This is a genomic window from Streptomyces sp. NPDC002309 (assembly GCF_053593375.1).
This window is the reverse complement of the sequence record NZ_JBSFCI010000014.1, coordinates 25,548-46,155: the sequence shown is the minus strand read 5'-3', so window position 1 is coordinate 46,155 and position 20,608 is coordinate 25,548. Positions and strand designations below refer to the sequence as shown.

The 20,608-nt window shown below is 69.7% G+C and carries 19 protein-coding genes; 16 read left to right on the top strand and 3 right to left on the bottom strand.

Translation table 11 applies throughout. The features are described 5' to 3' along the window. Positions 1–377 precede the first annotated feature (377 nt). Complete coding sequence (locus ACWCPM_RS14190; RefSeq protein ID WP_450976426.1) at positions 378–839, bottom strand: N-acetyltransferase family protein; 462 nt, start codon at positions 837–839, stop codon at positions 378–380. A 190-nt stretch (positions 840–1,029) separates the two neighbouring features. On the opposite strand from ACWCPM_RS14190, the gene ACWCPM_RS14185 reads away from it, so the two are divergent. The 11 genes from ACWCPM_RS14185 (at position 1,030) to ACWCPM_RS14135 (ending at position 11,407) form a co-directional block, all read left to right on the top strand. Then, entirely contained in the window at positions 1,030–1,803 is a 774-nt protein-coding gene (locus ACWCPM_RS14185; RefSeq protein WP_450976425.1) for an SCO2525 family SAM-dependent methyltransferase, read from the top strand. A 61-nt stretch (positions 1,804–1,864) separates the two neighbouring features. Next, positions 1,865–3,727 carry an SCO2524 family protein gene (locus ACWCPM_RS14180; RefSeq protein ID WP_450976424.1) on the top strand — a complete coding sequence of 621 codons (1,863 nt, stop codon included), beginning with the start codon at positions 1,865–1,867 and terminating at the stop codon, positions 3,725–3,727. A gap of 3 nt (positions 3,728–3,730) precedes the next feature. Next, positions 3,731–4,651 carry an SCO2523 family variant P-loop protein gene (locus ACWCPM_RS14175; RefSeq protein WP_450976423.1) on the top strand — a complete coding sequence of 307 codons (921 nt, stop codon included), beginning with the start codon at positions 3,731–3,733 and terminating at the stop codon, positions 4,649–4,651. Further along, positions 4,648–5,634 carry an SCO2522 family protein gene (locus ACWCPM_RS14170; protein WP_450976422.1) on the top strand — a complete coding sequence of 329 codons (987 nt, stop codon included), beginning with the start codon at positions 4,648–4,650 and terminating at the stop codon, positions 5,632–5,634. The genes ACWCPM_RS14175 and ACWCPM_RS14170 overlap by 4 nt, the downstream gene beginning before the upstream one ends. A 1-nt stretch (position 5,635) precedes the next feature. Further along, positions 5,636–6,604 (top strand): SCO2521 family protein, encoded by a 969-nt coding sequence (locus tag ACWCPM_RS14165; protein WP_450976421.1) that lies wholly within the window; start codon positions 5,636–5,638, stop codon positions 6,602–6,604. A gap of 40 nt (positions 6,605–6,644) precedes the next feature. Continuing rightward, on the top strand, positions 6,645–7,553 hold the full coding sequence (locus ACWCPM_RS14160) for a DUF6879 family protein (RefSeq protein WP_450976420.1): 909 nt from the start codon (positions 6,645–6,647) through the stop codon (positions 7,551–7,553). A 247-nt stretch (positions 7,554–7,800) separates the two neighbouring features. After that, positions 7,801–9,381, top strand: a complete 1,581-nt coding sequence (locus tag ACWCPM_RS14155) for an ATP-binding protein (RefSeq protein ID WP_450976419.1) — start codon at positions 7,801–7,803, stop codon at positions 9,379–9,381. Positions 9,382–9,455: 74 nt separating this feature from the next. Next, positions 9,456–9,848 carry a roadblock/LC7 domain-containing protein gene (locus ACWCPM_RS14150; protein WP_450976504.1) on the top strand — a complete coding sequence of 131 codons (393 nt, stop codon included), beginning with the start codon at positions 9,456–9,458 and terminating at the stop codon, positions 9,846–9,848. Positions 9,849–9,851: 3 nt separating this feature from the next. Continuing rightward, positions 9,852–10,229: a DUF742 domain-containing protein gene (locus ACWCPM_RS14145; RefSeq protein WP_450976418.1), complete on the top strand. Its 378-nt coding sequence runs from the start codon at positions 9,852–9,854 to the stop codon at positions 10,227–10,229. Beyond that, positions 10,207–10,830: a GTP-binding protein gene (locus ACWCPM_RS14140; RefSeq protein WP_450976417.1), complete on the top strand. Its 624-nt coding sequence runs from the start codon at positions 10,207–10,209 to the stop codon at positions 10,828–10,830. The genes ACWCPM_RS14145 and ACWCPM_RS14140 overlap by 23 nt, the downstream gene beginning before the upstream one ends. Further along, positions 10,793–11,407, top strand: a complete 615-nt coding sequence (locus tag ACWCPM_RS14135) for a GAF domain-containing protein (protein ID WP_450976416.1) — start codon at positions 10,793–10,795, stop codon at positions 11,405–11,407. Before ACWCPM_RS14140 ends, ACWCPM_RS14135 begins: the two co-directional genes overlap by 38 nt. A 236-nt stretch (positions 11,408–11,643) precedes the next feature. Here the strand turns inward: ACWCPM_RS14135 and ACWCPM_RS14130 are convergent, their stop codons facing one another. Both ACWCPM_RS14130 and ACWCPM_RS14125 read right to left on the bottom strand, forming a co-directional pair. After that, a complete protein-coding gene (locus ACWCPM_RS14130) occupies positions 11,644–11,904 on the bottom strand; it encodes a hypothetical protein (protein ID WP_450976415.1) in 261 nt (86 codons plus the stop codon). Beyond that, the gene (locus ACWCPM_RS14125) at positions 11,901–12,536 is read right to left on the bottom strand and encodes a nucleotide-binding protein (protein WP_450976414.1); all 636 of its coding nucleotides are present in this window, start codon (positions 12,534–12,536) and stop codon (positions 11,901–11,903) included. The genes ACWCPM_RS14130 and ACWCPM_RS14125 overlap by 4 nt, the downstream gene beginning before the upstream one ends. Positions 12,537–13,303: 767 nt before the next feature. On the opposite strand from ACWCPM_RS14125, the gene ACWCPM_RS14120 reads away from it, so the two are divergent. The 5 genes from ACWCPM_RS14120 (at position 13,304) to ACWCPM_RS14100 (ending at position 20,590) form a co-directional block, all read left to right on the top strand. Next, positions 13,304–14,350 (top strand): LacI family DNA-binding transcriptional regulator, encoded by a 1,047-nt coding sequence (locus ACWCPM_RS14120; protein WP_450976413.1) that lies wholly within the window; start codon positions 13,304–13,306, stop codon positions 14,348–14,350. Positions 14,351–14,816: 466 nt separating this feature from the next. Continuing rightward, entirely contained in the window at positions 14,817–16,064 is a 1,248-nt protein-coding gene (locus tag ACWCPM_RS14115; RefSeq protein ID WP_450976412.1) for a sugar ABC transporter substrate-binding protein, read from the top strand. A 3-nt stretch (positions 16,065–16,067) separates the two neighbouring features. After that, positions 16,068–17,123 (top strand): carbohydrate ABC transporter permease, encoded by a 1,056-nt coding sequence (locus ACWCPM_RS14110; RefSeq protein WP_450976411.1) that lies wholly within the window; start codon positions 16,068–16,070, stop codon positions 17,121–17,123. Further along, positions 17,120–18,013, top strand: coding sequence for a carbohydrate ABC transporter permease (locus ACWCPM_RS14105; RefSeq protein ID WP_450976410.1), 894 nt, complete (start codon positions 17,120–17,122; stop codon positions 18,011–18,013). Before ACWCPM_RS14110 ends, ACWCPM_RS14105 begins: the two co-directional genes overlap by 4 nt. A gap of 429 nt (positions 18,014–18,442) precedes the next feature. After that, positions 18,443–20,590, top strand: coding sequence for a glycoside hydrolase family 3 N-terminal domain-containing protein (locus tag ACWCPM_RS14100; protein ID WP_450976409.1), 2,148 nt, complete (start codon positions 18,443–18,445; stop codon positions 20,588–20,590). Positions 20,591–20,608 lie beyond the last annotated feature (18 nt).

Sequence of the window (20,608 nt, the reverse complement as noted above, 5' to 3'; positions counted from 1 at the left end):
TCGGCCGACCGCATCGCTGGTGGTCAGCGGAACTCGTGAACAACCCACAATGTTTGACAAGCCACTTTCGAGGGCCTCGACCCGACGGTCGCGGCCCTCGTTGCATGTGCATGGCTGATGGTGATGCCGAAGGCTCCGCAGGGTGGCCCCTTTGTGTCCGCGTCGGCTCCTGGTCCCGCTGTGGATCGTTGATCCACTGGGTGACGACGGCTGAATCGGCTCCGGCGTCGAGTGCCGCGACTGCGCCACCGTCCGGCACTTGATGGGGGTGCCTGGCGGTACTGGACGGCGTACCGGCCGAGGAGGCCGTGGAGTTCGCCGGTATTGCGGCCAGCGCGCCGTGGAGACGCCCTGGCAGCGGTGCTGTCCACGGCGGCTCACAAGGCGAGCGACATGAGCAGTCGGTGTTCGCCGGGGCCGAAGTAGTCCTTGCGGGGGCCGTCGGGCTCCGCGACGAAGCCCAGGGAGCCGTAGAGGGCGACGGCGGTGTCGTTGCCGGGCTCCACCGAGAGCCACACGGAATGGGTGCCCTGCGCGCGGAGGTGACCGAGCATCCTCGTCATGAGCTGCCGACCCAGCCCCTGCCCCCGCAGGTGGGGGACGATGCCGAGGCTGAGGACCCAGCTCTGCGCGTCGTGTGGCGGCGTCGAGAGCACATACCCGCGCAGGTCCGTGCCGTCCTCCACGAGAAGCAGGAAGTCCGGGAACGCGGTGAGGAGTTGGCGCAGCACGAAGAACGGGTAGGGGTCCGTCGGGAAGGCCTGCGCGTCGAGGTGGACGATATGGGGCAGATCCGCCTCGGTCGCCGTTCTGATCCGTAAGTTCGCTTCTCCGGGCACCCGTCCCACTGTCGAACCGGCGGCCGACCGGAAATGATCTCCGGGAAGTGGAGTCATGTCGTCCCCTTGTGGATGTCGATAAACCGAATTGGGACCTTGTGTGATTTCCGTACCCGATCTCCCATCATTGCCACGCGCATCCACGCCTTCAAGACCCCGCGTAGTGCCAGACTTACTGTTAGGCTGAACTATGACCGCTGAAGCCGCCGCCGTTCAGAAGTTGAATGAAGAGGTGCCCTGGGATGACTTCGACCCTGGTGCCTACATCAGCCACAACTACCTCGAGATGCAGGCGGTGGACAAGGAGATTGTTTCGCGGGTACGGGATCACTTCAGTGATCACTTCGGGGGAGGCGGCAGAGTAGCTACCGGCATTGACGTCGGGGCCGGTCCCAATCTCTATCCCGCCCTCGCCATGCTTCCCTGGTGCGACCGGATCACACTCCTGGAGCGGTCCTCCCGGAATCTGGAGTACCTCCGCGGCCAGTACGCCGACTACGACCAGCACTGGGACCAGTTCTGGGAGGTCCTGTGCGAGGACAGGGCATATGCCGGGCTCGACGTCACGCCCAGGGTCCGCTTCAAGGAAGCCGTGCACCCGCCCGAGCCCGGCAGCCTCTTCGATCTCTGCGCGGACACCCGCCGCTGGGATCTCGGCACGATGTTCTTCGTCGCCGAGTCCATCACGACGTCGATCGACGAGTTCCGGCGCGGCGTGTTCTGTTTCATGAGCGCTCTGAAGCCGGGCGCGCCTTTCGCCGCCGCATTCATGGAGCATTCCCAGGGTTACCGCGTGGGCGAGGTGGATTTCCCCGCCACCCGTGAAATCGACGAGGTGGAAGTCGAGACGGCACTCGGAGGTTTCACTCAGGACGCGAAGATGTACCGTCTGGCGAATCCCCGCGATCTCGTGCGCGACGGGTACACCGGAATGATTCTCGTCTGCGGCCGACGGAAAGAATGACCGGCGGACGACGTCGGACCGTGCTTTTCCGTGAATACCGGCCTGTGCGAGGGGAATGGGCATGCAGATCAAGCCGAGACAGAATTTGCTCGAAGTGTGGCAGGCCATCGCCCGCCACTCCTTCCGTGACGGTGAATGGGACTGGGGAGAATGGGGCGGCCTCAGCAGCGTCGCCGACGCCGAGCGTCTGCTCTGCCTTCTCTACCCGGCCACCGAAATCGAGCCGTTCCGTCTCGACGACCCCGATACCACCCAGCTCGACGTGGAAAGGGCCTTACGTAACGCGGGGGACTCCAGCGAGATTCCCGCGAACCTGGTGGAGATCCTCGGCGACTTCATGGAGAAGCACCACAGCGAGGAGGGCCCCACCTTCGCGGGCGGCTACTACTTTGCGGCGGAGGACCCCGAGCAGGAACTCTCCAAGGAGCAGCGGGAGGTCGGCGTCGTCGACTCCTACTCCATGTCGATCACCCTGTGCCTGGCCACCCTCGGCTTCCTCAAGGTGTACCGGGACAAGACCCGACGGGCGTCCACCCATGCCCGGATCGACAAACTCAGGGACGAGACCAGCGCCCGGCTGACCGCCGCCATGGTGAGCCTGCTGCGCTCCTTCACGGTCAACGTCGTCGACATCTCCTCCGAACAGGGTCAGGCGCTCGCCCGGCTCCTCAGCCGCGGTCGGCTCTCCGACCGGCAGGTCCTGGCACGCTTCCAGGAACGCTTCAAGTCGCTGCGCGCCCTCATCACCGAGAGCGTCACCCTCGGCCTCGACTCCGACGTCACCGACGAACTCCGCAATGAGAACCGCCTCTTCGAGTGCGGCTGGGCCTGGAGCCTGGTGAAGGGCGCACCCGAGATCGACGTGGAGCCGCAGACCGCCGAGGGCATCGGCAAACAGCACGAGGGCGTCGCCCGCGCCGTGCCCTACCTGTACTTCACCGTCGTCGCGCTCGACGGCATCCCCGACCTGTCCTCCGAGCGCACCCTCGTCCTCGGCCTGCTCACCGCCGAACAGCAGAAGCTGGCCGACGCGCTCCGGCTGCGCTGGGAGATCACCCAGCAGTACTGGTCCGCCATCGCCCGCTTCGACGACGCGACCTGGCCGCTGGAGGAGATTCCCTGGCGCACCACCCTCCAGCAGTTGGAGTCGGAGTACTTCTCCCTCTCCGTCGCTTCCATCCTCGTCCACGACCTGGTCCGCCGGCGCGCCACCGACGACGACCTCACCCGCACCGTCGCGGTGATGGAACGTCTCGCCGACCGCGGCCGCATCACCAGCCGCCCCACCCGTGACGACCCGGCGGTCGGCCTGCACAACCCCGGCGTCTCCCTGCCCCTGCTGGGCAGCGAGAAGCTGGGCCCCGCCATGAGGTGGACGATGGGTGACTTCTCCGCGCAGCTGCTCAAGCGGACCCTCCAACTGTGCGCGCTGTCGAGGAACATCAGCTCGCAGGACCGTCTGCTGCGACTCGCCGAGGACATCCTCGACCACCTCTGGGCCCGTCGGATCACCGATGGCGAGGGCGTCGGCCTGTGGGACAACGTGCACGCCGTCTACCCCGAATTCCCGGTCCGTGAGGGCCCGTTGTCCTGGAGCATCACGGAACGCGTCACCGAGTGCATGGTCGTCGCGCGCGGTCTCTACACCCAGAATCCGATCCGCAGCGCCGAGATGTCCACGCTCGCCCAGGCGGCGATCAGCGAGGCGGCCCACCTCTTCGGCAAGGAGCAGCTGGAGCAGCCGGCACCCGCCCCGAGGAGTTCCCAGGGGGAACAGGTCAGGGGCATCGAGGCAGATCTGCGCCGCGCTCGGCAACTGGTCGACAAACAGCCCGGCACCGCCCACTCCCTGGCCCTCGGCGTGCTCGCCCGGCTGTACGAACTCGACCGCGCCCGGAGCGACTCCGGCTCCCTGGGGGTGTGATCCGTGCTCGTGTTCGCCGCCTCCGACAAGGGAGGCACGGGCCGCTCCGTGACCAGCGCCAACCTCGCCTATCACCAGGCCCTCAACGGGGACGACGTCTGCTACCTGGACTTCGACTTCGGATCGCCCACCGCGGCCGCCGTGTTCGACCTGCCCGATGTCCTGTCCGAGGCTGAGGGACGCGGTCTGCACTCGTATCTGCAGGGCAAGACCGGCAAACCGCTCCGGGTCGATGTCTGGGCCCGCACCGAACACCCCGACCTGCGCAACCGGCCCAGCGGATCCGGCCGGCTGGTCCTGCTGCCCGGCGACCGCACCGGCGGGGAGTTCGTCACCGACGACGAGAACCTCCACCGCTGTGTCGATCTCGTCCTGAGCCTGAAACGCGAATTCGACGTCATCATCGTCGACTTGAGTGCCGGACGCAGTTATGCGATGGACCTCGCACTCGTCGCCACCTCTCCCCGCGGCGGGCTCGGCCGCCTCAAGACACGGTGGCTCGTCTACCATCGCTGGACCCGCCAGCACGTGATGGCCGCCGCCGAACTCGTGTACGGCAAACAGGGCATTGTGCAGGCCGGCTTGGCGATGGGCCATCAGCCCGACGCGCTCAACGACTCGATCCGTTTCGTCCGGGCGGCCGTACCCGATCTGGAGTCGCCCCTGTGGTCGCAGGTGTCGCCCGCTCAGTACGCGTGGATGCGGAAGTGCGACAAGGAACTCGAGGCACTCGCCGCCGGTCGCGGCATCGGCAAGACCCGGGTGCTGACCAGTATTCCGCTGGAACCCGTCCTGCAATGGCAGGAACGCCTCATCACCGACGAGGACGTGCACGACCGCAGGATCGCCAACAACGAGACCTGGCAGGCCATGGGAGACCTCGCCCAACGGGTCACCGACGGAAAGTGCTGGGGGGAGTTGTGAACCGGTCCGAGACCGTCTTTCGGGAGACCAGCGCCGAGTCGCGCACGGAATCCGTGCCGTTCTCCCATCTCTCCCTGGAATTAGGCCACTTGTACATGGAGGACTTCGTCGAGGGGCCTGCCCGGCTGCGCAGCCACTTCGCCGCCGTACGGCCCTGGGTGGAGGCCGCCCGGGCCGGCCTCGGCCCGCCGCCCCACGGCAAAGGCCACCGGATCAGTACCTGCTTCCTGATCGACGACTACTTCTCCGTGCTCTCCACCCCCTCCGAATTGATACCGCCGCTCCTGGAGGCCGCAGCCGAGGCCGGACTGACCATCGACTACCTGGCCCGTGAATCGGGTTGTGCCGTGGCCGAACCGGCACACCAGGACCGGGCCGAACTCGCCGAGTCCGTCCTGCACCGGCTCGTGGAGTCACCGCCCCCCGGCAGCAACGGCTTCCGCCCGCCCGTCAGCCGCACCGGCTGGCTCACCAACGGCCGGCGAGCCCCCGGCCGGCGCACCTCCGCCGCCCTGGACTCCACCGGTACCGTCTGGCAGCCGCCCAGCGAGACCGGCGCCCGCGGCCACTCCGTCTTCATGGACGTCGAACTGTGGAGCGGTCCCGAGGACGACCGCACCTGGTCCTGCGCCTTCCTCGCCTCCGTCTGGCAGCTGGTCCGCCTCGGACTGCTGCGCGACAACGGCCGCGCGGTGCTCACCCCCACCACCTGGGACGGCAAGGAGTTCCCCGCCGAATGGGACGCGCTGCCCCCCGTGCTGCGCCTCAACCCGCGGGCCGCGCCCTTCACGGCGTACGTCACCTGCAGCGTGCTCCCCGCCCGCTTCCTGCCCGTCGAGCACGCCGTACGCGTCATCCTCGACCAGGTCCATGTCGAGGCCGCGGCACTCGACCAGGTCGCCGAGCGGTCCGCGGCGGAGGGGTTCGCCGTGCCCACGGGCGTGGTGGACCGTACCTCCTACGTGTTCCCGCCGGGGCTGTGACATGAGCGGCCTGGGCACCACCTCGGGTCCCGTCCTCATCTGCGGCGAGGTGCGCACCTGCCTGTTACCCACCCGCGACGCGGTGGACGAGCGCGCCGCCGTGCAGCTGCTGCGGCTGCGCGCCGACGAACGCGTACGGGTCTCCCGGCACCCCAACCGGCGTGCCGTCTCCCCGGACGTCCTCACCGGCGTCGACTGCCGACTGCCCACCGCCAAGGGCGCCCGCACCCGGGCGGTGGGCACGGTGACGGCCCGGGCGGCGCTCACCGAGGGCCGGGTCCTCCAGTCCACCGCGTACTTCTCCGCACCCGCCGCCGGCCCCGACCGGCGCCGGCCCTGGGGCTACTACCTGGTTCGCCCCGGCTCGCTGGTCCCGGTCGGCCGGCTGCCCGAGAACTCCGTCACCGAAGGGTTCCTGGCGGGACACCAGCCGGGCGAACTGGACGTCGGCTCCATCGCCGAGAGCCTGCTGGCGAGGATCTCCCGGCAGCACCGGATCCTCGACCACGGCCCCCCGCTCACCACCGCCGACACCGGCTTGCGCTGGACGGCGGCAGCGGCCGCCGACGGTGCGGAGCCGTCCCTGGTGTTCACCAAGGCCGACGACGGTCTGCGGATCGTCGAACTGCGGCTGCCGCGTGGCACCGCGCCCGCCGCCGCGGCCGGGCTGTGCGAGGACCTCGCCCTGCACGACTGGTTGCTGACGACCGTCGCGGACAAGCTCGACGGGCTCCGCGTCGGCTACGAGGACGACCGGGCCGTCCTGAAGGTGCTGCGCCCGCTCGTCGACCACCTGCTGCACCTGTGGATGCCGAAGGCCCGCCTCCACGGAGCCCTGCACACCGCCTGGGACGAACTGGAGAAGAACCCCGGCTACAGCAGGCAGTGGCACGCCCTGGCCCAGCGCATCCGCGACCAGCTCATCCTGCAGAACCTCACGGTCCGACGAGACCCGTTACCGACACCCTGACAATCCGGCACAGAAGATCCCAACGGGGGGAGAAAGAGAAATGAATGCACGACATGTGACCCTGAAACTCCTGGTCACCATCGTGGTGGGTGGAGTCGTCTACCTGCTCACCAACGTCATTTCGTCCGAGGAGGACGGGCCCTGGCAGCTCGTGCTCTCGGTGCTGTGCGGCGGCATAGTGCTGCTCGCCCAGTTCCTGGTGTCCTTCGTGAACCAGATGCACGCCATGAACGACGCCGTGGGCAAGCGGTTCGCCGACATAGGCAGGGCGACCAAGCTCTTCAACGAGGTGGAGAAACTGCGCGACGACGGGGTGCCCCGACTCGCCGAGAACGCCACCAAGGTCGTCTCCACGGGCCCCAGGATCCTGCACGACTTCGCGAACGGGGAGATCAACCGACTCGCCGGGGTGATGGAGGACCTGACCAGCTTCAATGCCGAGACGCCCGGAGAGAACCACGACTGGCTCATGACGCTGACCAAGTGCACCCGAACCAGCATCGACGCCATCAGCACCAGCGTCGTCGACGAGAACTTCTGGTCCACCGAGCCGGCGAACCGCTATCTGACCGCCCAGCACGAGGCGATCGTCGAGCGGGGCGTCACGGTCCGGCGCCTGTTCATCGTCAAGAAGCGCGGTGAGCGCGCCGCGTTGGCCCCGATCTGCGAGGAGCAGCGGGACATGCGCATGCAGGTGCGCGTGGTGGCTCTGGACCAGCTCCCGGCTCACCACCGCCGCGGCAACATGATCGACTTCATCGTGTTCGACGATTCGCTGTCGTACGAGATCCACCCCGACCAGCTGGGGCTGAACTCGAGAACCGCCGTGAACGCCCGGCCTGAACTGGTCCAGCCCCTGCTGCGCCGGTTCGAGCAACTGTGGGAGGCCGCCGAGCAACAGCAGCTGTCCGTGAACGGCCACCCCGACCCGGACAGCCTCCGGTCGTAGACCAACAGCACCGTAACCACCGGAAGCACGCGCACCGGACCGGCGGACTGTCCGGGCTCAGTGGAGTGCCCGGACAGCGGTCCGCACTTCTGGTGCTCCTCCCCCTCGCACGCCTTGGACCGGCGATTCCGGGCGATGTCTAGGACAACGGTTCGATCTCTGTACGGGCCAGGGACTGACACCGGGGTCCTTGTGCGAGGTAGCGTGCGCGCTCGGACTGATCTTCGCACTGTCCGGGGGGACTTTTATGAGTGATGCTTCCATGCCGCCGGACGACCGGCCGGCGTCGTCCGTGCCCCGTGTGCCGGACGACGCGCGAGCCGAGTCGTCGAGGCGGCGCCTGGTGCTGTGGTCCGTGCTGCCGCCGGGCGTGGTCGCGTTGGCCGGTGCGACGGCCACAGCGCTGGTTCTCGCCGGCCACTTGGACCGGGTGGAGCAGAGCGCGGTGTTCGGCGGCGTGGTGCTCATCGGCACCCTGGCGGCCGGGATCGCGGGCATACGGACTTCGGCGGAGGCGCGAGCCGTCACCGAGAACTGGGCGGAGCTGTCCCGTGCGGCTGACCGGAACCGTGCCGAGCTGGCCGAGCTGACCCGTAGCACGGTCGAGGGCAGGGCCGAACTGGAGGAGCTCTGCCGCCGCCTGCGTGCCGGAGAGCCCCCAGTGCGACGCCGGCGGGAACTGCCGCCGCCGGCCGGCGCGGATGAACTCTCCCGCCTCGGATTCGAGATCGCCGCGGCCCGGCACGAGTCGGAGGCTGCCCTGCTGGAGACCGCCGCCGGCGCGGTCGGTGGGGAACTCGGGTCCCGGCTGGAGCAGTTCGAGGTGTTCGCCAACCTGGCGCGCCGGCTGGAGTCCCTGGTGCACCGCGAGATCGGCCTGCTGGACAGCCTGGAGGACGAGGTCGAGGACCCCGACCTGCTCAAGGGGCTGTTCCGGGTCGACCACCTGTCCACCCGGATCCGGCGCTACGCCGAGAACCTGGCCGTGCTCGGCGGCGCGAACACACACCGCCAGTGGACCCGCCCCGTCAGCCTGACGGACGTGCTTCGTTCCGCCGTCGCCGAGATCGACCAGTACACCCGGGTCAAGCTGGTCCCGCCCATCGAGGGGACGGTCAGCGGCCACGCGGTGGTCGATGTCGTCCACTTGCTGGCCGAGCTGCTGGAGAACGCCACGATCTTCTCGCCGCCCCACACCACCGTGCACGTGCGCGTGGAGTCCGTCGCCGCGGGGGTGGCGATCGAGGTCGAGGACCGGGGCCTGGGCATGTCCCCGGCCGAACGCTCCCAGATGAACACCGTTCTGGGCGCACCCGACAAGGTCGTCCTCGGCGAGCTGCTGCAGGACGGCCGTATCGGCCTCTATGTGGTCTCCGTCCTGGCCCAGCGGCACGACATCGCCGTGCGGTTGCAGAGCAACGTGTACGGCGGCACGCAGGCGGTCATGGTGCTGCCCACCGCGCTGCTCGGCCCGCAGTCGCCGGCTCCCGTGCGTCACAGGGCCCCGACCCCTGACGCGGCGCCGCACGTCCCGGTGCGGCCGGAAGCGGCGGAGCCCCGGGGGGCGGCCGTGACCGTCGTCGAGGATCCGCCCGTGCCCGATGCCGAACCCCGGCCGGCCCCGGTGCCCTCCGAGGGCCAGAGCCAGGGCGAGGAGGAGGTCGAGGGCGACCGTCCGCGGCTGCCTCAGCGCCGCCGCCGGGACCACGCCGCCGAACAGCGGCACCCGGTCCGCAGTGCCGGTGCTTCCGAGGACATCGCACACGACCCGGGCCTGATGGCCGCGTTCCAGACCGGACTGCGCAGGGCCGAGGATGCGACGCCCTGATGGCCGAGGCCGCCCCGAAGGCGTGGGGCCCGGTCAGCAAGCCGTTTCCTTCCGTCGAACAGGAGTACACGATCGTGGCGAGCGAAGACCTTTCCTGGGTGTTGGCGGGCCTGGTGAACCGAGTTCCGCACACCCGCAGCGCCTTGTTGCTGTCCTCGGACGGGCTGGTGAAGGCGGCGGAGGGGCTCGACAAGGACGCCGCGGACCAGTTGGCCGCCCTCGCCAGTGGGCTGTACTCCTTGGCGCGCAGCGCGGGCCGGTACTTCGACGACGGCGGTGACGTGCGACAGGTCGTGACGGAGCTCAGCAACTCGCTGCTGTTCGTCTCGGCCGCCGGGCACGGCGCGGTGCTGGCGGTGCTGGCCGGGCGCGAGGCCGACGCGGCGGTGCTGGGCTACGAGATGGGGATGTTGGTGAAGAGCGTGCGCCCGCACCTGGTCACGCCGCCCCGGCACCGGGTGGGGTAACGGATGACGCCGGTCCTCCCGGACGGACCGCTGACCGAAGAAGCGGCCGGGCGACTGGTCCGTCCCTACACCGTGAGCGACGGCCGGACCAGGGCCACGTCCCACTTCACGCTGGTGACCGTGGTGCGGGCCACCGGTACCCAGACGCAGGGCGCCTTCGGCCTGGAGCACGCGCAGGTGCTGGCGCTCTGCGAGCGGCCTGTGAGCGTCGCCGAGGTCGCGGCCCGGATGCAGGTGCCCGCCGCCGTGGTCAAGGTGCTGCTGTCCGATCTGGCCGAGGGCGGCGCGGTGGTCGCAGGTGACGCGCCCCCGGGCCACTACGCACGACCTGACCAAGACCTCCTGGAAGCGGTACGCGATGGCCTCCTCAAACGACTGTGACCCGCTGACCGCCGAAGTCCTGCCGGTGGGGATCAAGGTACTGATCGCCGGCGGGTTCGGCGTGGGAAAGACCACCTTCGTCAACGCGCTCAGCGAGATCGAGCCGCTGAGCACCGAGGAGATGCTGACCTCGGTCAGCGCGGCCACGGACCGGCTCGACGGAGTGGAGAACAAGGCCACCACGACAGTGGCCCTGGACTTCGGCCGGATCACGCTCAGTCCGTCCCATGTCCTGTACCTGTTCGGTGCGCCCGGACAGGAGCGCTTCTGGTTCATGTGGGACGAACTCTCCGAGGGAGCGCTCGGAGCGGTGGTCCTCGCCGACACCCGCAGGCTGGAGCACTCCTTCGCGGCGGTGGACTTCTTCGAGCGGCGCGGCATTCCCTTCGTCGTCGCCGTCAACGAGTTCGACGGGGCCCACCGCTACCGCGCCGAGGAGGTGCGGACCGCGCTCGACCTCAGGCAGGAGGTGCCGGTCGTGCTGTGCGACGCCCGCGTCCAGAGCACGGGCATCCGCGTGCTGCTCGATCTGATTCAGCACCTGATCACGACAAGGAGTCTCCATGGCAGCGACACCGACGAACCCCTCGTCCGGGCCTGAGTCAGGGATCGCCCTGCGCCATCTGCTCATCCCCCCGGAGGACCCGGAGGTGCGTGCCCGGTCCGAGCGGCTGCGCGAGCTGGGCATCGACGCCCGTCCGGACGCGGAACTCGACGCCTTCGCAAGGGAGCTGGCACACCGCGCCGGCGGCTGCTACGCCGGAGTCAACTTCTTCGTCGACGCCGACCGCCAGTACTACGCGGGGTTGTACAGCGCCGCGCAGGACACCACGGTCCACTTGGGGCCGCCGTTGCTGGAGGTACCCATACCCGGCCGGGTCGTGCCCCGCACCATCGACATGGGCATCTGCCCGCACGTGGTCAAGCGCCGCCGGGCGCTGGTGCTGGAGGACATCCGGGACTTCCCGCGGTTCGCGGGCAACCCGGTGGTCGACGCGCTCGGCGTTCTTTCCTATCTGGGCGCACCGCTGATAGACAGCACCGGTGTGGTGCTCGGCACGATCTGCGTGGTCGACCAGGACCCGCACCCGTGGGGGCACACGGGGCTGGAGACCGTCAAGGCCATGGCCGCCGAACTGGTCGAGCGTCTGGAGGAGTCGGCAGGCCGTCGTGGCTGACCGGCGCGCTGCCGGACCCGCGCGCGGCCTGTGCGGTCCGGGAAGTCCCTGCCTCGCCGTGGCGGGCGGGTTCGCTCTCCTGCGACTGCCGTCGATGACAGCGGCGGACAAAGGCCGATGAGAGCCGCGGACAAAGACGGTGAAGGGCGCGAGAACGACCAGGTCGACTCTGCGGCCACCGTCCCTCGTCGCACGGTCGGCCAACTCCTCGCGGTGCCACGTGATGTGTCCAGCGGTCAGGTACGGCTCCCCGTGCCCGACGACGGCGTGCCGGGAGCGAACGCGGTCAGGACACGCAGGGCGGCCGTACCGGCGTTCGTCAGCAGGGCGATCGTCGGCGCCGTCCACTGGTCCAGGTGACGCTGCAGGTCCGGTTCGAGCTCGATGGTGATCCGGACGTACCTGCTGGTCAGCGTCGCTGCTTTGGGCGTCTGGGGTTGCGGGTCCGCCTGACCGCGTCGCAGGGCCGCGCGGTAGTTGTCCTTGCGTTGGTTCATGCGTTTTCCTGACGCTTGAGGAGTTCGTTCGCGAGGTCGATGTAGGCCGTCCCCCGGACGCGGACCGGACCGCCGAACGACTGCGAGTAGAGGTCGAGGCGGGCGATCTGCGTGTCGAGCACGTGGAACCCCCGTTCCGCGAGCACCTCCCGGGCGTCGGCGTCGGGACCGGTACGGGTGGTGTCGGGCCGGTTGGTGCGGTTGAGCAGCACCGCGGTGCGGGCCGGTTCCGCGCGCAGGGACTGCACATCGCCCATCTCGTTCTGAATGGGGGCCATCCGGTCCAGCTCGATGGGGGCCGGAGTGACCGGCACGAGCCACTCGTTGGCGTGGCGCATGACGCTACGGGCGATGCGGGCGTGGTCCTCGAGCTGCGGGGCGTCGAGCACCACGGCCCGCCGGCCGCCGAGGAAGTCGTCGATGCGACGGTGGACGTCGCCCACCGGCAGGGCGATCACAGGGAACGGGAAGCCGCCGGCGAGTTCGCTCCAGCGCAACGCGGAACCGGCCGGATCGCTGTCGACGAGCAGCGGGGGCAGGCCCAGCTCGTGGAGCGCATGGGCCAGCCAGACAGCGCTGGTCGTCTTCCCGACCCCGGGCTTCAGATTGACGAACGCACAGCTCAGCAGCACGTCCGCCACCGTATTGAGCCCGGCTGGCCGGTGCCGCCCGCCGCGCGGAGCAGGTGCCCGGGTTTCACCCGGGAGTCGGCCGGGGAGTCGGCCAGGGCGTCGTACGAAGCGGAGTCCTGCTTGTCTGCGTCGGCCCCATGGACGCGCTGTGCATCACCGGCGAGGCCGGCAGCGGTCGGCCGGATCTGTTGCGCGTCGAGTGGGGATTCCTTATCCATCCGGTGTCGGCGGCGAGGTCGGTGCCGGCTTCGGTTCGCCCGGCGGCGGGCGAGTCGGCGTGCGCAGCCCTTGATCCTTGATCGCCTGGCGGGCCCGGTTCCTGCTGTGCCGCGGAGGATCGGACAGCGGGACCGGCCACGCGAAGATCGGCCTGATGTCAGCTGGAGCGGGCGCGCGAACGGACGCCGTCACGGTGCCCTGCCGGCGGCCACGGTCGCCGTTCCCGCTCACCGCCCGTGCAGACGTGGGGCGCGGTGCGGGCGGCCCGTCGGCGAGGATCACGTCGGTCCGTCACGGGTCGGTCGGGCTCTGACGCGCGTGCTGCTCGCACGGGGGCCGGTGCACGCAACAGTGGGTGCCGGTGTCGCGGAACGCGTCGGTGATGACACAGCTTCAGCTGGTCGAGGCGGGGTGGCGCGGACGTGTCCGTTCCGCCGGGGCAAGGTTGTCAGTCCCGGAGTGCGCCAACTAGGCTGAATGCGCTTCCACAGTCAGACGGCGCAGATTTGTGAAAATCTCAGCAGATATCGAGGGCGGGCAGCTCCAGCATGGGTGATCCCACCGTTTACGACGTCGCCGAGCGCGCCGGTGTGTCCATCGCGACGGTCTCCCGTGTCTACCGCATGCCCGACTCGGTACGGGTCGCCACGCGCGAGAAGGTGCTGGCCGCGGCCTACGATCTCGGCTACCTGCCCAGTGCGAGCGCGCGGGGGCTGGCCAGCCGGGCCACCGGGGTGCTCGGGCTGTGCTTCCCCGACTTCGCCGATCCGGAGGCCGAGGGGACGGCGCCGGACGCCGACCAGGCCGAGTTGAGTTTCTACGGCGACGAGGTCATCCGGGGGATGGAGCGCGCCGCGCGGCGGCACGGTTACGCGCTGCTCATCTCCGCGGCCCATGCCGACCGGGCGGGGGAGGTGCTGTCGGACGTGGCCGGCCGGGTCGACGGCCTCGCGATCCTCGCTCAGCACGTTCCGCCGGCGGTGCTGGACGTGGTCTCGCGGCGGCTGCCGGTGGTCGTGCTCGCGGGGTCGCTGTCGGCCGGTCTCGACGCCGTCGAGGTGGCCAACTTCGACGGCCTGCTCGAACTCACCCGGCACCTGATCGAAGGCCACCGGCTGACGAACCTCGCGTTCGTCGGCGGAGCCGAGGACTCGCCGGACGCGGAGGCGCGATTCCGCGGCTTCCAGGCGGCCCATCTCGCGGCGGGACTGCCGCTGCCCGAGCGGCCCGCCGTGCGGGGCGACCTGACCCTGCTCTCCGGACGCAAGGCCGCGATGGAACTGCTGGACGGGGAGGGGCCGCGTCCGCAGGGCATGGTCTTCGCGAACGACCAGATGGCCGTGGGGGCACTCCAGGCGCTCGCCGAGCGGGGGATCCGCGTTCCCGCCGAACTCGCCGTCACCGGGTTCGACGGTATTCCGCTGGGCCGCCTGGTCACCCCGGCGCTCACCACCGTCCGGCAGCCCATGAGCCGACTCGGCGAGGAGGCCGTGGAGTTGCTCGTCGCGCGGATCGCCGACCGTGCCCGCCCGACGCTCTCGCGCACCCTGCCGACCACGTTGGCCCTGCGCGCCAGTTGCGGGTGCGGGGTCTAGGCAACCTCGCACCTGGCCGCTCCCGGCACGCGGCCGGTCCCGGCACCCGACGCCCGGTACCTGGGGCGCGCCGACGCCCGGTACCTGTCGCCCGACGCCGGTCCCACGATGCGCCGACGCCCGTCCCCCAAGGCACCGACGCCCGACGCGCTCCAGGTCGCCCCGCCCCGACCCGGTATGCGCATACAGCGAACTTCTCTCAGCGATTCCCCTACCGACGGTCATCATCCGGCCGCGTAACGCCACCACGGCCCCGGACTGACGCAGTCCGCACCTCCTCGCGCACCATTTCCGGCACCTGTCGGGCCGCCCGCGCCCGTCACGTGTGCGCCGGCAACCCGCCGCAAGCAAGGTTTCGGCACGTTTACAGAAGCGTTACCACTTGTCGCTTGCGTCAGCCCGAACGCGTCCTGAAGGATCATGTATGCGCTTACAGAAAGACGCGCGTACTCAAGGAGGAGCTCGCATGTCCCGTATTGCTTTGTCGCGTGCCGCCATCGCCACAACCGCCGTCGCACTGTCGCTCGGACTGACGGCCTGCAGCAGCGGAGACGGCGACCAGCTGGGCGCGGACGCCAAGCAGACCCTCACCGTGTGGGCCATGGGTGAGGAGGGCAAGCGGGTCGCGGAGATCGCCAAGAAGTTCAACGACACGCACCCGGACATCACCGTCAAGGTGACCCCGGTGGGCTGGGACGTCGCGCACCAGAAGCTCGTCTCCGCCGCGGCCGCCGACGAGCTGCCCGACCTGGCGCAGCTGGGCTCCACCTGGATGGGTGAGTTCATGGACCTGGGCGTGCTGGAGCCGGTGGACAAGAAGGCGTTCAACGCGGACGACTTCTTCCCCGCCGCCTGGAAGGGCAGCGAGAGGGACGGGCAGGTCTACGGCGTGCCGTGGTACGTCGACACCCGCGTCCTCTACTACCGCACCGACCTCGCCGACAAGGCGGGGGTGGCCAAGGCCCCGGAAACCTGGAACGACCAGCTCGCCCTCGCCGAGGCGTACAAGAAGCTCGACACCACGAAGTGGGCCTACTCCCACCCCGCGGGCGGCCAGGGCTCCTGGCAGAACTGGGCGCCGTACCTGTTCTCGGCGGGCGGCAGCATCCTGGACAAGGACGGCAAGCCGGCACTGAACTCGCCGGAGGCGGTCACGGCGTTCACCGAGTACGCCAAGTTCTTCGACAAGGGTCTGGCGAAGGACACTCCCGCCGCCCCCGGATATGACGTGATCAAGGACTTCGGCGCGGGCAGCGTGCCGATGTTCGCCTCCGGCCCCTGGATGGTGCAGAACATCACCGACCAGGCCCCGCAGATCGAGGGCAAGTGGGCGGCGGTCCCGCTCCCGGCCGGCAAGCAGCCCGCCTCCATCATCGGCGGCTCCAACCTCGTCACCTTCGAGAGCAGTGAGCACAAGGCCGCGGCCAAGGAGTTCACCGAGTTCCTGACGAGCCCGGCGACGCAGGCGGACTGGTACGAGATGTCCAAGTCGCTGCCCGCCAACAAGAAGGCATGGGGCGAGCCGGCGCTCAAGAACGCCGATCTGGCGGTCTTCGAGGAGGCGCTGAACAGTGCCGGGGAGATCCCGCCGCTGGCGAAGTGGGAGCAGATCGCCCACGAGATCGACGTCGCCCTGGAGAAGCTCGCCAAGGGCGGCGACCCGGCTGCGCTCGCCGAGGAGCTGCAGAAGAAGACCGAGGGCCTGGTGTCCTGAGGCATGAGCGGTACGAACTCCGCCGAGCGGTCCGCCCCCAGCGGGCGGGCCGCCGCCGGCGCCACCGACACTCCCGCCGAGCCGGACGTGACCGGCGGGGCCGCCGCCCGTCCGCCGCGCAAGGCGGCCGGAGCCGGCACCCGGACGTCGCCGGGCGGCACACCGCCGCGCCCCGACCGGCTCTCCCGGCACAACCTCGCCGGCTGGCTCTACTCGACGCCCTTCCTGGCGTTCTTCGTCACCTTCATGGCGATCCCCATAGTGGCGACGCTGGTGATGAGCTTCACGGACTTCGGTCTGCGCAACGTCACCAAGCCGTTCGACGCCGAGTTCGTCGGACTGGAGAACTACTCCGAGCTGTTCGGCGACGAGCAGTTCCTGCGGGCGCTGTTCAACACCGGCTACTTCGTGGTGCTGGGCGTACCGCTGACCATCGGCTGCGGCCTGCTGGCGGCGGTGCTGCTGAACTCCGGCATCGAACGGTTCCGCACCTTCTTCCGGGTCGGCTTCTACGCCCCGGTGGTCACGGCCATCGTCGCCGTCGCCGTGGTGTGGCGCTTCGTCCTCGACCCGAGTGAGGGCCTGATCGCCGGGCTGGCCGCCCAGGTGGGACTCACCGCCCCCGACTTCCTCGCCTCCGAGTCCCTCGCCATGCCGTCGCTGATCGCGATGGCGGTCTGGCGGAACATGGGCACGTCGATGGTGCTGTTCCTCGCGGGGCTGCAGGCGATCCCCACCGAGGTACGGGAGGCCGCGAAGCTCGACGGCGCGGGCGCCTTCCAGGAGTTCCGCAGGATCACCGTCCCGCTGCTGCGGCCCACCACGCTCTACGTGACGGTGATGACGACGATCGGCTTCCTCAACGTCTTCGAGGAGCCGTTCGTGATGACCAACGGCGGTCCCTCGGACAGCACGCTCACGGTCTCGCTCCTCATGTACCGCGAGGGCTTCAACTTCTTCAACATGGGCTACGCCAGCTCGATGGCCTACACCCTGTTCGTGATCATCCTGGCCGTCACGCTGCTCCAGATGCGGCTGCTGAAGGACAAGACCAAATGAGCGCCACGACCGACACGAGTGCCACCACCACCGCGCGCCGCGACGGGTACGCCGCCCGGGACCGCCGTACCCGCCGGGCGAGGGGCGTCACCTACGCGCTGCTCGGCCTCGGTCTGCTGGTCACGACCGCGCCCTTCGTGTGGATGGGCCTGTCCGCGTTCAAGACGCCCCAGGACCTCTCGGCGAGTCCGCCGGTGTGGATCCCCACGGACTGGACGACGGCCAACTTCAGCAGGCTGTTCGACCTCCTGGACGTGCCCCGCTACTTCTTCAACTCGACACTTGTCGCGCTCCTCGTCACCCTGTGCAACCTGCTGTTCTGCTCCATGCTGGGCTACGCCCTGGCCAAGCTGAACTTCGCGGGCAAGAAGGTGGTCTTCGGCGTCGTCATGGCGGCGCTGATGGTGCCCGGCAACCTGATGCTGATGCCGCAGTTCGTCATGGTGAGCAAGATGAACCTCCTCGACACCTACGCGGGGCTCGTCCTGCCGTCGGCGGCCGGTGCCTTCGGGGTCTTCCTGATGCGGCAGTTCATGTCAGCCGTCCCCGACGAGCTGCTGGAGGCCGCCCGGGTGGACGGGGCGCGCGAGTGGTACATCTTCTGGCGGATCGTGATTCCCCAGGTGAAGCCCGCTCTGGCGACCCTGTCGATCTTCGTCTTCCTCGGCTCGTGGAACAACTTCCTGTGGCCGCTGATCGCGACCAACGACGTCGAGAAGTACACGCTCCCGGTGGCGCTGGCCACCTTCGCCACCGACCCGACCAAGGCCAACGGCTCGAACGGTGTGCTGATGGCCGGCGCGTTCCTGGTCGTGCTGCCGGTCCTCGCCGTCTTCATCGTGCTGCAGCGCTACTTCACGCAGAGCATCGCCACGGCGGGCATCAAGTAGCGGGCGCGCCCGTGATCCGTACGGGGCCGGCGGCACCCTGACGGCCGCCGGCCCCGTACCACCCACCGCCGCTCGTCAAGTGACGGGACCGGCATGGCCGTCGGTGAACGGGCCCGCCGCACCGGCGCGAAGGTCTTCTCCGGGGGGCCGCCGTACCGTGCCGCGGACGCGGCGGCCGGCGTTCACCGTGTACCGGGGCGGAACTTCCGCACCGTACCGCGGACGCGGCGGCCGGAGTTCACCGTGTACCAGGGCTGAACTCCCCCTCGCCGCCCGGCTGTGTCGGCCGGCGAGGGGCACCGGGTGCCGCACCCACCGGTGTTGCCCCACCCGCAGGTGCGGGGGATATCGTGCAAGAGAGAATGTATGCGCATACAGCCAGGGGTCGTCAGCCCTGCGATGGCGGCGCGAACGAGTAAAGGGACTGAGATGCTCGGCGGACCGTACGAAGACAAGGTCAAGGACCTGCTCGACTCGATGACGATCGAGGAGAAGCTGGGCCAGCTCCAACAGTTGACCTGGACCGGCGACACCGGCCCCGGCGGCGGCCAGACCGAGGAGGTCGAGCGTGCGGCCCGGGCCGGCCTGCTCGGCTCGGTGCTGAACCTGCACGGCGCGGCCCACACCAACACCCTCCAGCGCATGGCGGTCGAGGAGTCCCGGCTGGGCATCCCGCTGCTCTTCGGCTTCGACGTGATCCACGGCTTCTGGACCACCTTCCCGATCCCGCTGGCCCAGGCCTCCAGCTTCGACCCGGCGGTGGTCGAGCGCGACGCCGAGGTCTCGGCGAGGGAGACCAGGTCCAATGGCGTGCGCTGGACGTTCTCGCCGATGATGGACGTCACCCACGAGCCCCGCTGGGGCCGTATCGCGGAGAGCAGCGGCGAGGACCCGTACCTCAACGCCGTCCTCGCGGTGGCCAAGGTCCGCGGCTACCAGGGCGACGACCTCACCGCCGACGGCAACGTCGCCGCCTGCGCGAAGCACTTCGTCGCCTACGGCGGCGCCGAGGGCGGGCGGGACTACAACACGGTCGACGCCTCCGAGCAGCGGCTCCGTAATCTCTACCTGCCGCCGTTCCGGGCCGCCGTCGACGCCGGAGTGGCCACCGTCATGGCGGCGTTCAACACCGTCAGCGGCGTCCCGGCGCACGGCAACCCGCACACGATGACCGGCATCCTCAAGGAGGAGTGGGGCTTCGACGGGGTGGTCGTCAGCGACTACACGGGTGTCGAGGAGCTCATCGCCCACGGCTACGCCGAGGACGGCGCCGACGCGGCGCGACTGGCCCTGATGGCCGGCCTCGACATGGAGATGGTCAGCACGAACATCGCCGCGCACGGCGAGCGGCTGCTCGCGGAAGGCCGGATCACCGAGGACCGACTGAACGACGCCGTCGCCCGCATCCTGCGGCTGAAGTTCGCGCTCGGCCTCTTCGACGACCCGTACACCGACGAGTCCGCGGCCATCGACGCGCCGACACCGCAGGCCCGGGAGGCGGCGCGGCAGACCGCAGCCCGCTCCATGGTGCTCATGAAGAACGACGGCGGTGTGCTGCCGCTGGACACCGGTGCCGGGTCCATCGCGGTGGTCGGCCCGTTCGCCGACCACACGGATCTGCACGGCACCTGGGCCGGTCCCGGCTGCCGCCGGTTCCCGTCGGTCAGCGTCCTGGAGGCGGTACGCGCCGCCGTCCCCGCCGCGAAGGTCGTGCACGCCGGGTCCGACGTGGCCGAGGCCGTCGCCGCCGCCGAGTCCGCCGAGGTCACGGTCGTCGTCGTCGGTGAGGAGCCCGAGCTCAGCGGTGAGGCCGCGGTGCGCAGCGAGATCTCCCTGCCCGACGGGCAGGAGGAGCTCATCGCCGCCGTCGCCGCCACCGGCAGGCCGTTCGCGGTCGTGCTGCTCAACGGCCGTCCGCTGACGATCGGCAACTGGGTGGACGGCGTCCCGGCGCTGCTCGAGGCGTGGCACCCGGGCATCGAGGCCGGGAACGCCGTCGCCGACGTGCTCTTCGGGGCCGTCAACCCCGGCGGCAAGCTGCCGGTCACCTTCCCCCGCGCGGTCGGCCAGATCCCGCTCTACTACAACCGGGAGAGGACGGGACGCCCCTACGACCCGGCCAACGACGAGGAGAAGTACGTCTCCAAGTACCTGGACCTCGCCGACGGACCGCAGTTCGCCTTCGGGCACGGCCTGAGCTACACCACGTTCGCCATCGGGGAGCCCCGGCTCGACCGGCAGTCGGTCACCGTCGACGAGCTGGGGCGCGGCGAGTCCGTCGAGGTCCGCGTGGACGTGACGAACACCGGCGAACTCACCGGCGACGAGGTCGTCCAGCTTTACGTCCACGACCCGGTGGCGAGCATCGCCCAGCCGGTGCGCCGGCTGCGCGGGTTCCGTCGCGTCACGCTCGAACCGGGGCGGACCACGCAGGTGCGCTTCACGCTCGGCGCCGAGGACCTCGGCTTCTGGACGAACGACCAGGCCGGTCACTTCACCGTCGAGCCGGGCAGGATCGACCTCTACGCCGGTACGGACTCCCTGGCCGAGGCCCGCTGCACTCTGACGGTCGGCTGACACGCCGGGTCCGGTCAC